This is a genomic window from Caldithrix abyssi DSM 13497, assembly GCF_001886815.1.
GTDB classification, from domain to species: Bacteria; Calditrichota; Calditrichia; order Calditrichales; family Calditrichaceae; genus Caldithrix; species Caldithrix abyssi.
Genome location: NZ_CP018099.1, coordinates 587,010 through 600,391 on the forward strand (window position 1 = coordinate 587,010; position 13,382 = coordinate 600,391).

The following is a 13,382-nucleotide window of genomic DNA, read 5'->3' on the forward strand; positions in this document are numbered from 1 at the left end:
GCCCAGAATTTACAAATTTTTTGAATTTTACTCAAACTGAATTTGCAACAGCCTCCAGGGCGGGACTAGATCTTTCAGAGGAAGTATTCCAAGGCAGTATAGCCGCAACCAAAATCAAGCGCAACGCGCGCCAAGTTATTTTCTCGCAGATTACGCCAATAATCGCAGAAAAAGAACAAATTATTTTGAGAGCAAAGTTAAGCAAATCGGCACTCTAATTCGGGCACAGCCTCCCGCTCCGCATGATAATTCGTAATTCGTAATTTTTAATTTGTAATTTTTAATTCAAGTACAGCAAAGCCGCAACCAAAAACATTCCCGCAGGAATTTACGCAACCACAGAGGGATTAGAGAGGTCACAGAGGGCGCAAAGAATGTTTTAAATTAATAGTTTCAATTGTCCTCACTCCCTTTCCCAGAATAAAAGTCCGGCTGAAGGGAACACCCTGAACGTGAACATTATTTCCCTATAGTGTAATGGATACCTACGTTCTAATGAATGACACGTTTTTGTGTCAGGAATTTTCCGGTCGGACCTCTTAGCCTACAGAGTGGAATGAGGAATGACATTTCGGCGCCGATTCAACCATTCAACCAAAATCAACTATTCAACTAATCAACCATTAAACCAATCCCGCCCGGGCAGGGTAGATGTTTTTAAGGAAGTATGCTATCTCCGAAATCCATCTTTTATTTGACTGGCCATATAATCGTTTATTATTTTCTGTAAGCGTATGAAATCGTCTTTCTAACTTATTAGAGCGGAATTAAAAGCAATCCTCTTTTCTTTTCCATCGCCGGAGTAATGCATTTAAAATAATAAATTTTTTTGCTTTTTACTTTATCAGGGGGAAAAGAACATGAAGAGCGTTATGTTAAGCGGATTTGTGTTCATTGTATTTTTACTGAGCGTTCCGGATCTGGTAAAGGGGCAAACGCTAACCTGGTTGCAGGGAGTGGTTAACAACGAATGCCAGGCATGGGCGGTTTCAGCGGATGGAAACATTGTGGTTGGCGAAGCGGAGGTGGCGGGGGGCAGCCATCACGCCGTCCGTTGGGTAAACGGAAGCGTGGAGGATATTGGGACATTGGGAGGCGTGTGGAGCAGGGCCAATTGTGTGACCGGTGATGGTCAGCTTGTTGTGGGGTACGCCAGCCAGGCCAATAACGATCACAGGGCCTTTCGCTGGACCTCTTCCGGCGGGTTGGAAAGTCTGGGTACGCTGGGCGGAGCGCACTCCGAGGCTTTTGGCGTTTCAGACGATGGCGCTGTGGTTGTTGGACAGTCTAAAAGTCCCGATAACTCTTCACTGGCTTTTCGATGGGAAAACGGAGTGATACAAAATCTTGGTACTCTGGGCGGCCTTCATAGTCATGCGTATGGCGCCTCGGCCGATGGCAACATTGTGGTGGGCTGGGCGCGTGATAGTTCCAACAACTGGAGAGCTTTTCGCTGGGAAAATGGCCACATGCAGGACCTGGGCACCCTGGGCGGAGCAAACGCCACTGCGCTAAATATTTCTCCCGATGGCAGCGTGATTGTTGGTTATGCAGATACATCCTTCTTTTCCGCACGATACCACGCATTCCGCTGGCAGGATGGAATAATGGAAGACCTGGGAACCCTGGGCGGCCATTACAGCGAAGCGTACGCCGCTTCTATGAACGGCGAGGTAATTGTGGGCTGGGCAGAAGATTCATTGTTTAGGTGGCGCGCTTTTCGCTGGTACAATGGACAGATGGAAGACCTTAATGAAACTTACGCCGATTTGCTGAACGATGGCTCGACGCTCCATTTTGCCGTGGATGTCTCTCCGGACGGGCGATATATTTGTGGCTGGGGATGGCATGCCGGCAGTTACGCCAGTAAAACCGCTTTTTTGCTGGACACCGGCGTTTCTGTAAAGATCGATCCGAAAGACGATAGGCCGTCGCCCATTGCTTTTAAATTATTGCCTAACTACCCCAATCCCTTTAACCCGGCAACGGTTATTTCATTCCAGCTTGAACAGGCTTCGCCGGTAACGCTGGAAATTTTCGATGGACAGGGAAAAAGGATCAAAACGCTGCTAAATAAAGTGATGCTGCCGGGGAAGCATGTGGTACGCTGGAACGGCTCCAACCACGCAGGACAACCGGTTGCCGCTGGCGTGTACTGGTATCGCTTGCGAGCCGGAGATTTTTCTGCTACGCGCAAGATGGTGCTGGTGAAATAGAAAAACGACCCGATAGCGTTTTTTCAGAGAAGCTATTGAAACTTTCAGTCCGGTAAAGAAATGGGATGGGGACGTACGTTGATTAACGCCGACATTCAGTATTAACGGGTTAACGAGCTTTCAGCCTTTTTGCGTCCCTTTTCGGTCAGTTTAAGGAAGGCGCCGGCCCTTTGCAGCAGTTTTTCTCGTTCCCCTTTTTTAATCACGCGTTCGATAAGCTGCCCTTCCCAGTGTAAATGGTCTGGTAGGTGCGCAATGCGACATTCCTGTTCTTCTTCGGGCATGCCTTCGTGATTCAAAAGGTGAACCAGCAGCATTTCCAGCGAAAAATCGATCTGTTGTTTTTTGCGGCGTCGGGCCAGGGCGATAAGGCCGCGTTGGGGCGCTAAAAGCAAAGTAAGGAAAAAGATAATTCCCACCATGGTGGCCATGGAACCGGCAATGGAAACATCGAACAGGTGAGCGCTCCAGTAGCCGCTGATGGCCGCCAGCAGGCCGACGCCGCTGCTGAGGAGCAACATGCCCAAAACGCTGTCCACAAGCAGATAGGCCGTGGCCGGCGGTCCGATCACTAAAGCCACCACCAGAATGGAACCAACCGCTTCAAATGCGCCCACAGCCGTAACCGAAACCAGGGTCATCAAACTGTAATGGATCACTCCGGGGGCAAAACCCAGCGAGGCGGCTAACTGCGCGTCAAATGTGGCTAATTTCAATTCTTTAAAGAACAGGACGATAAACAATAAATTGAGCGCCAGAATGCCGCCCATGACGTACAATGCTTTGGGACCGATATCCACTCCGAAAAGCACCAGACGGTCGAAGGGGGCAAAGGCTAACTCGCCCAGCAACACCGCGTCCGTATCCAGATGCACCTTTCCGGCGTAGCGGGCAATCAGAATAACGCCGATGCTGAACAGCAGCGGAAAAACCAGCCCGATGGCTGTATCTTCTTTTACCAGACGTGTGCGATTTAACATTTCCACCATTGTAACCGTTAATACGCCTGTGAGCGTGGCGGCGAGCACCAGAAAGGGCGAAGACAAATCTTGCGTAATAAAAAAAGCCAGCACAATGCCCAGCAAAATGGCGTGACTGATGGCGTCGCTGAGCATGGCCATGCGGCGTAGCACTAAAAATACGCCTGGCAGGGCGCAGGCAACAGCCACAACAACGGCAATAAGCTGGATTTCGATTTGCGGACTCATTGGGCGACCTCTCTTCCTTGCTCCACAACCTTTTTAGCGGCCTGATAGCCAATTTCCGTCAAGCGCCAGGCGCCATCGGGCGTTTGCTCCACCCAACCCCGGGCGCGTAGTTCTTTAAGGCTGCGGTCAACCCCGCCGTGTCCAATGCTCATGGTGCGCAGAACCTGAATCGGATGGGCATGGTAGTGATCCGCATGCTGATCGGCCAGGGCATACAGGTCGCTTAGCACGGCGTTTAATTCCAGACGGCGACGATTGCGCCGTTCCTGCAGCCAGCGCCAAAAAATACCCCGATTGGCGGCAAACATCAACGAAAAGGCTACGATAAAGCTCATGCAGACCACGATGGTCGGACCGGTGGGCAGTTTAGCAAACATGCTGCTGATGATGGCGCCGCTAATACCGGCCAGCGCGCCGAAAAAGCCAGCCAGTAAGGTCATCAGGCTTAAACGATCCGTCCACTGTCGCGCTGCAGCAGCCGGCGCCACGACCATGGCGCTCATCAGCACCACGCCCACGGTCTGCAGTCCCACCACAATGGCTACCACCAGCAGACTGGTCAACAGCACATCGAACAGGCGCACCGGAACGCCCAGACTCTGTCCGAACTCTGGGTCAAAACTGATCAGTTTAAATTCTTTCCAGAAGATTCCCAGGATGGTCAGGGTGATAAGGCTTAAAACGGCCATGGTGATCACGTCTCGTGCCAGCAATGCCGCCGCCTGGCCGAACAGAAAGGTCTCCAGTCCCGCCTGGTTGGCGTAGGGTTGTTTCTGGATGAAGGTCAATAACACCAGGCCAAAACCAAAAAAAGAAGCCAGCACCAGGCCCAGGGCGCTGTCGTCTTTGATGCGCGTGTTGCGCACAATGGCCAGAATAAGCAGGGTGGCCAGCCAGCCGGCCAGCGCGGCGCCCAGCAGCAAAACCAGCGGCGCTTTGGAACGCGTCAGCAAAAAAGCCAGCGCTATGCCCGGTAAGGCGGCGTGCGAGATGGCGTCGCCTAACAAACTTTGTCGGCGGAGAACGGCAAAACTGCCCAGCGCCCCGCTTAAAATTCCCAGCACGCCGGAGCCCATAGCAACCGTGCGAAAGGTATAGTCGCTTATAAAACTTTGAATCAAATCAAACATCTCTGGCAAAGGTCTTTTTAATGGTTAGTTATTCTGTCTTCTCTTTATGAACATGGTGGGTCAAAAACGCCACCTTTCCACCATAGGCTGTGCGTAAATTTTGTTCGGTAAACGCTTCGGCAACCGGCCCAAAGGCAATCTGACGAACATTGAGCAGCATCACCCAGTCGAAATATTCGCGCACGGTTTGCAAATCGTGATGAACCACAACCACCGTTTTGCCCTTGTTGCGCAATTCTTGCAGCAATTTGACAATGGTCTTTTCGGTGGTGGCGTCCACTCCCTGGAAGGGCTCATCCATAAAGTAAATATCCGCTTCCTGCACCAGAGCGCGCGCCAGAAAAACGCGTTGCTGCTGACCGCCCGAAAGCTGACTGATCTGTCGGTTGCTGAACTCGCGCATGCCCACTTTATCCAGCGCTTCCAGCGCTAACCGTCGTTCTTTTTTACCGGGACGACGAATCCAGCCCAGAGCGCCGTAGCGGCCCATCATTACCACATCCAGCACACTGGTGGGGAAGTCCCAGTCCACGCTGCCTCGTTGCGGTACGTACCCCACCCGTTGCCGTTGCGTTTCGTAAGGCTGGCCAAAAATCAGTACTTTACCGGCAGCCGGTTTTACCAGGCCTAAAATCGCTTTAATGAGGGTGGTTTTGCCGGCGCCGTTGGGCCCCACAATGGCCATCAACACGCCTTGCGGAACAACCATGTCCACATCCCAAAGCACGGGGCTTTCGCGGTAGGCGACGGTTAAATCTTCCACATGAATCGCCGCCGTTTCTACGTTTTCTTTTTTCATCTTATTCTCGAATTAATGGTTGTTTTTAATTTTTAACCGTCTTTGCGATTATTTTATTTCTGTGCGCATCGTTGATCTTGCTTTGCTCTTAATTTTTCAGCAGAGCAGAAACGATGATGTCGATATTGTGTTTTACCATGCCCAGATATTCGCCTTCGGGCGTTCCCGGCTGGCCCATGGCATCGGAAAACAGACTGCCGCCGATCTTCACATCGAATCCGCGGGAGCGTACGGCCGCCTGCAAAGCTTCGATGTAGCGTTGCGGAACCGATGTTTCCACAAACACGGCCGGAATCTGCCGTTCTTTAATGAAATCGGCCAGACGCTGGATGTCGGCTGTACCGGCTTCGGAAGCCGTACTGATACCCTGCAAGCCGCGCACCTCAAAATGATAGCGTCGGCCAAAATAATTGAAGGCGTCATGGGCGGTGATCAACACACGTTGTGTTTTGGGTACGCGCAATGCCTGCCGCAAAACATAGCGATCCAGTGAATCCAGCCTGGCCAGGTAGTTTTTTGCTCGCTCCTGATATTCCTGAGCGTGCGTAGAATCCATCTCAACCAGCGCGTCGCGAATGCGCGTTACGACGATCTTCCACAATCGCACGTCAAACCAGACATGCGGATCGTGCGCGCCTTTGAATTGAGGCGGGGCGAGTAAAGAGTCTTTCGGAATGGCTTCGGCAACGGCCACGGTTTTAATACGCTGTTGCATGCGCGCAAAGATGTCGGTCATCTTTCCTTCCAGATGCAGGCCGTTGTACAAAATCAGATCGGCGCCGGCCATGCGAGAAACATCGCCTTCTGAAGCTTTGTAAAGGTGGGGATCGACGCCAGGGCCCATCAACGGAGTTACGCTAACCCGTTCGCCGCCCACGTTTTTTGCCGCGTCGGCGATCATACCGGTAGTGGTTATAATCTTAATTTTGTGTTTGCTAAAGTCCCTGGTAGAATCCTTCTGGCCGCCGCAGCCCCAGAAAAGGAACAATACAATGGCAGAAAACAGCGATAAATATATCTTCATCAGAAGTGATCCTTTTAAATTCAACTATTTTAATATAATAAATCCCTTTTAAATTGTACAAAAAATTATGTCATTTAAGATTAAAGGCTATTGCCGCCCAGCTTTTCAGGGATTCAGGCTGCGTGTCCTGGGTCATTCCTGCGCAAGCAGGAATCCCCCCACACCAGCCACACGTCATTCCTGCGTAAGCAGGAATCCCCTCCCCCTTCCTGCGCCAATAGTGCCTCCTCCCTGCGCAAGCAGGAATCTACGCCCTCTTTCAGCGCCCGCCGCCTAAAACATCCATTGAAATTCCATCTCAAAACGCATTATTTGTAAGCCGCTTACATTTTCCAGGTGCAGGGCCAGGGCCGGCCACAGTTCGGCCACCACTAATTGATAACCGCCACTGACGTTAAACTTCAAAAAGCGAGTAACGTGGAACGCCATGCCCAGCCCGCCATAAGCGGCAAAGCTCCAGGCCTGCTGAAAGCGTTGCGGAACCAGACGGTCTGCGGTTTGATAGGCGCCCCGGACCGCTTCCCAGCGAAATAGAGTAACGGCGCCTTTCCAGAACGGTTGCAAACGCCAGCGCGGAACGCTCAGGTAAGAAACGTAAGCCACGCCTGCGCCGTAAAGTTTTAAATCCAGTTGCAGGTCTTTGTAGTATAACTTTTCTTTATTGGGCTGATCGAAGTGGGCGGCCGTGGCAAAAAACTGCCATTGGGCCTCAGCCGTACGATTAAAGATAAACGAAACCTGTGGGGCTTTTGATGTGCCTTTAAACCAGTTTTGCAGGGAACCGACCGGTTGAAGGTAAGAATTGCCCAGGCCAACGCCAAAGTGGTTTTGGGCCGATGCCTGTCCACATAATAAAAGAAAGACGACTAAAAGCCATTGATAATATCCGATATTTTTTACAGCGCTTTTCATCATGACCAACCATTCCTGTTTTTAATGCACAAATTGCAAACCAATTTGTAATTGTAAAAGTTGTTCAAAGGGAAAGTAAGTTTTTTTCTCAGTTTGGAAAAAGTAGTGGTAATTCAGCCCAAAATTAAAATGGAGGTATTGCTTAAAATGATAGATGGCTTCCAATCCCAGAACGGCTGCCGGAATATTGCCGGAATGGGGCGGAGCGTGGTTGTCAAAGGCGTAGGTAAACGAATAGTTCTTTTCCGGAAAATGTTTGGTCCATTTTTCATGCACGGCCAGCGTTCTTTTGAAGAGATAGAGGCCGCCGCCCAGTTGCACATCAAGGGCAAAGCGTTTGCCGATGGGCTGATGGTAACCGATGCGCAACACAGCGGGGATTAAAGACAGCTTTTGCCGGTAAGTGAGATCGGCCACGTAATTGCTGTCCCGTTGCAAGTCGCGAATGTAATTTCCGTAAAAACGATCCCAGAAGGCCCAGTTCCAGTGGGGGATGGGATCGGCTTGATCGATATTTAGATCGAGGTAGCCGCCGCTCAGCGTCACATTCCAGCGATCGCCCGCGGCAAAACGAATGTGGGCGCCGGCACCCGGGCCCGCAACGGATTTTAATCCCTGCTCTTCTTTCAAGTTTAAACCCAGATTAAAAAAGGCCAGCGGCGTAATGGAGTGCAAACGGAAGCTGGCAGCCAGGGCCTGCGTTCCGCCCCAGAGCGCAAACAGATAAAAGAAGAGACCTATCATAAATAGTTGCAGACGTTTATGGCGAATCATTTTTTACCTCGCTTATTTGTTTGCTGAAATGGCCAGGCCGAATCTTAAAACCGAGCCGAGTCGTCCAAAATCTGTGTAACCCACGTCCAGCGTAAAATCGTACTGTTTCCATTTTTGACGGAAACCGGCGCCAGCGGTGAAGCCTTCTTCGTCGTAGTTAAATTTGTACCCGGCTCGTAAAAGCAGCGCGCCGCGCAGCAGCCATTCCGCCCCCACATGTAACCGCTCGCTGTAGTCGCTGGGATGCAGGGCGTCCACAGCCAGAGTCAGGCGATCGGCAGAACGGGGGTTGCCCCACACCTCCATGGCGCAGCCCAGGCGGAAAATCATGGGCATTTTAAACGAATCGCCAATGTATCGGGCGTCCACGCCAAAGTTCTGAATGTAGCCGCCCAGACGAAAGGTGCGGAAGCGCGTCTGATAAACCATGCCCATGTCTAAAAGCACATTGTTCGAACTGTAGGTGTCGATGCGTTCGCGGACGTATTTGCCTTTAATGCCAAAAGCGAACGATTGCGTTAGCTTGCGGCTGAAGGTCAGACCAAGGGCGTACGCATCGGCGGTGTAGTTGCCCAGGATCAGGTAGCTGCCACCGGGGTTCTGGGGATCGGCGTTAACGGTGTGCGTCATTTTACCGAAATCCATGTAATTTAAGCTAATCCCTAAAAAGCCGGCTGTGCCCAGCGAAAAACCAAACGCTGCGCATTGATGTTGAATATCGGCCAGGTAATTGGCCGAAGAAGCGTAAAGGTGAAAGCCCCTGGCGGAAAAGGCCAGCAAAGAGGGATTGGTCAATAACGATGCAGCCGCTTCATCGGTTAGCGCCACGGTTGTTTCTCCCATGCCGCTGCTTCGGGCGGTGGCCGGGATTTCCAGAAAAACGTAGCCCGTGGTTCCGGCCTTGCGGAACTGAGCCTGTGCGCTTGCAGGCCAAAGGCCGCTAAACAACAGGGCCGCGATCAGGAAAGCGCCGTTCAATTTCATTAACCATTTCATCATTGCACTTGATTCCATGTTTTAACGGACAATTGAAAACTTGCCGGTGTACGTCTTGTTTTTGGTTGGGCCGGCATGCGATGTAATCTGAAAAATATAGATGCCGCTTTCGGCGTACTGGCCATAGTCGGTTATCTGATCCCACTGAGCGATGCCGGTGTCGATTTTATGTTCGATGGTTTTGACCAGATCGCCCCGCACGGTGTAAATGCGAATGGTGCAGGGACTGGGAATATTGACAAAAGAGATCAGATCCTGTGCGCCGGGCGTGGTAAATCCGGAGCGCGTTACAAAGGGATTGGGCACCACCAGAATCTCATCCAGTGTTTCATTTTGCGGGGCGAAGGCCGCGGCAAACGGCTCGGTGCTGTGGTTGGGATATTTTGAACTTTCCAGTGGCGGAACACGGTTGCTACCGGTCTCTTTAAATCGGGCCGAAAGATCAACCGGCCAGTATGCATGCCCGGTATCGTAGCTGGTAATGGCGTAGTAGTAGCTAAAACCTACATTAACCAGGGTATCCACGTATTGATAGCTTTGCGTCTGTTCGTCGAAATGAGCCGGAGATTGCCGGGGAATATCGGCCAGTAATTTCCAGGGACCGAAAGGCATGTACTCGGAGCGGTAAATGCGATATCCGGCAAGATCAAAGGCTTCGGCGCCGGCGTAATCCGCATCGGGGATGGCTTCCGCTTCATTGCTCCAGGTGAGCACATTGCCCACAGTTTGTTCCTGCAAACGGGTTAACGTAAAAGAGAACGGCGGTTGGGGCGGATCCGGAACGTTGTATCCGTGATCGTAATTAAACTGCGCCCGGTCGGCCGTATTTTGCAGATCCAGCAGTCCCTGTTGTGCAATTTCCTGCTCGTTTAATTGTGGATCGGTAATGCGGCTTAAATCAATGCTGCCCACAACTTCGGCCATGACAATTTTAATGGAATCGCCCGGCTCCAATGTCCACGGACCCAGCGAAACCATGCTCCACATTCGGGCGTTTCCCCAGCGCGAGTCGGAAAGCCCCTGCGGAAAGACAAGCGGATTGTAAACTTTATTCAGGTCCTTCATGGCTTCGTAGCGTTGCTCGGGCGTTTCCAGACCGGTGAAGGGATAAGAGTTTGCCGGTTCGCTGACCGACCAGCCCACACTGCTGGGATTGATAAAATTTTCAAGACCAAGATCGTTACGCGAAATGTGTAAAAATTTAATGCCGGCAAAGGCGGGCGCCAGCCACTCTTTACCGCCCGGCGGTCCGCCGCTTTCATAGATGTAAGGATCAAATTTCTGATTTCCCTCGGCCGCTGTGTAGTCATCGGCCCAGCCGTAAAGCATCAACCGTCGCGGATCGTACAAAAAGCGATTGTTGCGCGCCCCGTCGCCCAGTTGCGGGAATAAAATGGACCAGCCGCGGTAGTTGATGGAAAAGGCGTAGGTAAACAGCAGATAGGCGTCCTGCAAGACGGAATCGGCTTTGAGAATGCGATACGCTTCTGGTGTACAGTTTTGTTCGTTAAAGATGTGCGCCTCGCGCGCGATATTGGTGATCACATATTCTATGATGATGTATTTTTCATCAGCCGCCGAACCGCTCCAGGCGCGAACGGTACGTTTGACGCGCACCGGCAAAAAGCGGCCGGGGGTGTAAGGAAAACGATACGAAGGATTAAACTCCCATTCGGTTTCCACCACCTCTTCCGCCTCATAGGGATCGACCTGCATGCCGTAATTCTCGCCGTTTGGCCAGCGTAATCGATGTGTTTTCAGCAGGTAAGGACTGTTGGTCTCGGAAAGTCCTACCGAGGTGGCAAACATGGCCCAGTCCTGTACAGCCCACACCGTATCCGGCGCCGATGGCCGTACGGCAGCCATCCAGAAACCGCCGCCGGCATGGTGCGTATTGGGGCCGCCGACCAGTTGCGGAACGTACTCCGGATCAAAGCCCGGGAAATCCATGCCATAGCCCTTGTGCTGCCAGCTTTGAAAAACGGGCCCCATCTTGGCCACGTTAACGGTTTCCCACAACATACCGCGTTTTAAAAAGATGGCGTTGGCCTCCACCTGCGCCGCACTCTGCGATGCAACCAGAAGAACGACGACAACGAAAAGAATGAAGTTCATGTTTAAGCGTAGCCTCATGGTGTTTTCACCCTGATTAATGGTTTAAAGTTTTTTGCATTCTTTGTTTCAGCCTCTGTCTATCACTCGAAGGCACTCCTTAAACTGTCCTTTCGAGGAGTTCCCCTCCCACTGTCATTTCGAATCCCCGATTTATCGGGGTGAGAAATCTTTTCTGCCACGTTTGAGAAGATTTCTCCTCGCCCGCGGGCGGGCTCGTCGAAATGACAGGGGGTGTGCCCGCAGACGAGCTCGTCGAAATGACAGAGGGCGTGCCCGCGGTCGAATTCGTCGAAATGACAGGGGTGTGCCCGCGGTCGAATTCGTCGAAATGACATGGCACGTCCTGCAAAAAGAGCTCGTTGAAATGACAGTAAACATCGTGCAACGGTTATCGTTATTAAGACAGGGCAATTCTACTCAAAATCCTCACTTAAATCTCTCCACTCAGGATTTTCTGTATTAACCAACTTATTTTTCTTTTCTCTTCTCCATTTTTTAATTTCCTTCTCGCGTTCAATAGCAGCACGGACATCCTGAAAAGTCTCATAGTAAACCAGTTTGTTAATATTGTATTTTTTTGTAAAACCATCAATTAATTTATTTTTATGTTCATATACCCGGCGCATAAGATTATTGGTGATTCCCACATACATTACCTTATTATTCCAGTTTGTCATGATGTAAACGAAATAATATTTAAAATCTTTCATTCTAAGATTGTTTTTTTGTTTTACCTAATTAAATTAACACCACATTGTCGTACCTTTTCGCATCACTTTCTTTGGTGAATTTGAGCCACAATCCCTGTCCTTTCGAGGAGTTCCCCTCTCACTGTCATTTCGAATCCCCGATTTATCGGGGTGAGAAATCTTTTCTGACATGTTTGAGAAGATTTCTCCTCGCCCGCGGGCGGGCTCGTCGAAATGACAGGGGTGTGCCCGCGGTCGAATTAGTCGAAATGACATGGCACGTTCTGCATAAAGAGCTCGTTGAAATGACTGGGGCACGCCTGCGGGCGGGCTCGTCGAAATGACAGGGGTGTGCCCGCGGTCGAATTAGTCGAAATGACATGGCACGTTCTGCATAAAGAGCTCGTTGAAATGACTGGGGCACGCCTGCGGGCGGGCTCGTCGAAATGACAGGGGTGTGCCCGCGGTCGAATTAGTCGAAATGACATGGCACGTTCTGCATAAAGAGCTCGTTGAAATGACTGGGGCACGCCTGCGGGCGGGCTCGTCGAAATGACAGGGGTGTGCCCGCGGTCGAATTAGTCGAAATGACATGGCACGTCCTGCAAAAAGAGCTCGTTGAAATGACAGGGGCACGCCTGCGGGCGGGCTCGTCGAAATGACAGAGGGCGTGCCCGTGGGCGAATTCGTCGAAATGACAGGGGTGTGCCCGTGGTCGAATTCGTCGAAATGACATGGCACGTCCTGCATGAATAGCTCGTTAAGCATCGTGCAACGGTTATCGTTATTAAGACAGGGCAATTCTACTCAAAATCCTTACTTAAATCTCTCCACTCAGGATTTTTTGTATTAACCAACTTATTTTTCTTTTCTCTTCTCCATTTTTTAATTTCCTTCTCGCGTTCAATAGCAGCACGGACATCCTGAAAAGTCTCATAGTAAACCAGTTTGTTAATATTGTATTTTTTTGTAAAACCATCAATTAATTTATTTTTATGTTCATATACCCGGCGCATAAGATTATTGGTGATTCCCACATACATTACCTTATTATTCCAGTTTGTCATGATGTAAACGAAATAATATTTAAAATCTTTCATTCTAAGATTGTTTTTTTGTTTTACCTAATTAAATTAACACCACATTGTCGTACCGTTTCGCATCACTTTCTTTGGTGATTTTGAGCCACAATCCCTGTCCTTTCGAGGAGCTCCCCTCTCACTGTCATTTCGAATCCCCGATTTATCGGGGTGAGAAATCTTTTCTGACTAGTTTGAGAAGATTTCTCCTCGCCCGCGGGCGGGCTCGTCGAAATGACAGGGGCGTGCCCGCGGTCGAATTCGTCGAAATGACAGGGGTGTGCCTGTGGACGAATTCGTCGAAATGACATGGCACGTCCTGCATAAAGAGCTCGTTGAAATGACTGGGGCACGCCTGCGGGCGGGCTCGTCGAAATGACAGAGGGTGTGCCCGTGGTCGAATTCGTCGAAATGACAGGGCACGTTCTGCATAAAGAGCT

General features: G+C 50.7%; 11 protein-coding genes. 1 reads left to right on the forward strand and 10 read right to left on the reverse strand.

Annotated features, from left to right (window positions below; all coding sequences use genetic code 11):
* Positions 1-860: 860 nt before the first annotated feature.
* The gene (locus tag Cabys_RS02345; RefSeq protein WP_006928503.1) at positions 861-2,216 is read left to right on the forward strand and encodes a FlgD immunoglobulin-like domain containing protein; all 1,356 of its coding nucleotides are present in this window, start codon (positions 861-863) and stop codon (positions 2,214-2,216) included.
* A 101-nt stretch (positions 2,217-2,317) separates the two neighbouring features.
* Here the strand turns inward: Cabys_RS02345 and Cabys_RS02350 are convergent, their stop codons facing one another.
* From Cabys_RS02350 to Cabys_RS02395, 10 genes are all read right to left on the reverse strand, one after another.
* The gene (locus tag Cabys_RS02350; RefSeq protein ID WP_006928504.1) at positions 2,318-3,424 is read right to left on the reverse strand and encodes a metal ABC transporter permease; all 1,107 of its coding nucleotides are present in this window, start codon (positions 3,422-3,424) and stop codon (positions 2,318-2,320) included.
* Entirely contained in the window at positions 3,421-4,554 is a 1,134-nt protein-coding gene (locus Cabys_RS02355; protein ID WP_006928505.1) for a metal ABC transporter permease, read from the reverse strand. The genes Cabys_RS02350 and Cabys_RS02355 overlap by 4 nt, the downstream gene beginning before the upstream one ends.
* Positions 4,555-4,582: 28 nt before the next feature.
* A complete protein-coding gene (locus Cabys_RS02360; RefSeq protein ID WP_006928506.1) occupies positions 4,583-5,353 on the reverse strand; it encodes a metal ABC transporter ATP-binding protein in 771 nt (256 codons plus the stop codon).
* Positions 5,354-5,441: 88 nt separating this feature from the next.
* Positions 5,442-6,377 carry a metal ABC transporter solute-binding protein, Zn/Mn family gene (locus Cabys_RS02365; protein WP_006928507.1) on the reverse strand — a complete coding sequence of 312 codons (936 nt, stop codon included), beginning with the start codon at positions 6,375-6,377 and terminating at the stop codon, positions 5,442-5,444.
* A 273-nt stretch (positions 6,378-6,650) separates the two neighbouring features.
* A complete protein-coding gene (locus Cabys_RS02370) occupies positions 6,651-7,292 on the reverse strand; it encodes a hypothetical protein (protein WP_006928508.1) in 642 nt (213 codons plus the stop codon).
* Positions 7,293-7,310: 18 nt separating this feature from the next.
* The gene (locus Cabys_RS02375; RefSeq protein ID WP_006928509.1) at positions 7,311-8,063 is read right to left on the reverse strand and encodes a hypothetical protein; all 753 of its coding nucleotides are present in this window, start codon (positions 8,061-8,063) and stop codon (positions 7,311-7,313) included.
* 12 nt (positions 8,064-8,075) lie between these two features.
* A complete protein-coding gene (locus tag Cabys_RS02380) occupies positions 8,076-9,062 on the reverse strand; it encodes a PorV/PorQ family protein (protein ID WP_006928513.1) in 987 nt (328 codons plus the stop codon).
* Between the two features lie 18 nt (positions 9,063-9,080).
* Positions 9,081-11,192: a T9SS type A sorting domain-containing protein gene (locus Cabys_RS02385; RefSeq protein ID WP_150125316.1), complete on the reverse strand. Its 2,112-nt coding sequence runs from the start codon at positions 11,190-11,192 to the stop codon at positions 9,081-9,083.
* Between the two features lie 395 nt (positions 11,193-11,587).
* On the reverse strand, positions 11,588-11,884 hold the full coding sequence (locus Cabys_RS02390) for a GIY-YIG nuclease family protein (RefSeq protein ID WP_071961258.1): 297 nt from the start codon (positions 11,882-11,884) through the stop codon (positions 11,588-11,590).
* Between the two features lie 782 nt (positions 11,885-12,666).
* Complete coding sequence (locus tag Cabys_RS02395) at positions 12,667-12,963, reverse strand: GIY-YIG nuclease family protein (RefSeq protein WP_071961259.1); 297 nt, start codon at positions 12,961-12,963, stop codon at positions 12,667-12,669.
* Positions 12,964-13,382: the final 419 nt, after the last annotated feature.

Coding starts and splice junctions, on each gene's coding strand:
- Cabys_RS02345 (WP_006928503.1), top strand. CDS start 861: ATGAAGAGCGTTATGTTAAGCGGATTTGTGTTCATTGTATTTTTACTG.
- Cabys_RS02350 (WP_006928504.1), bottom strand. CDS start 3,424: ATGAGTCCGCAAATCGAAATCCAGCTTATTGCCGTTGTTGTGGCTGTT.
- Cabys_RS02355 (WP_006928505.1), bottom strand. CDS start 4,554: ATGTTTGATTTGATTCAAAGTTTTATAAGCGACTATACCTTTCGCACG.
- Cabys_RS02360 (WP_006928506.1), bottom strand. CDS start 5,353: ATGAAAAAAGAAAACGTAGAAACGGCGGCGATTCATGTGGAAGATTTA.
- Cabys_RS02365 (WP_006928507.1), bottom strand. CDS start 6,377: ATGAAGATATATTTATCGCTGTTTTCTGCCATTGTATTGTTCCTTTTC.
- Cabys_RS02370 (WP_006928508.1), bottom strand. CDS start 7,292: ATGATGAAAAGCGCTGTAAAAAATATCGGATATTATCAATGGCTTTTA.
- Cabys_RS02375 (WP_006928509.1), bottom strand. CDS start 8,063: ATGATTCGCCATAAACGTCTGCAACTATTTATGATAGGTCTCTTCTTT.
- Cabys_RS02380 (WP_006928513.1), bottom strand. CDS start 9,062: ATGATGAAATGGTTAATGAAATTGAACGGCGCTTTCCTGATCGCGGCC.
- Cabys_RS02385 (WP_150125316.1), bottom strand. CDS start 11,192: ATGAGGCTACGCTTAAACATGAACTTCATTCTTTTCGTTGTCGTCGTT.
- Cabys_RS02390 (WP_071961258.1), bottom strand. CDS start 11,884: ATGAAAGATTTTAAATATTATTTCGTTTACATCATGACAAACTGGAAT.
- Cabys_RS02395 (WP_071961259.1), bottom strand. CDS start 12,963: ATGAAAGATTTTAAATATTATTTCGTTTACATCATGACAAACTGGAAT.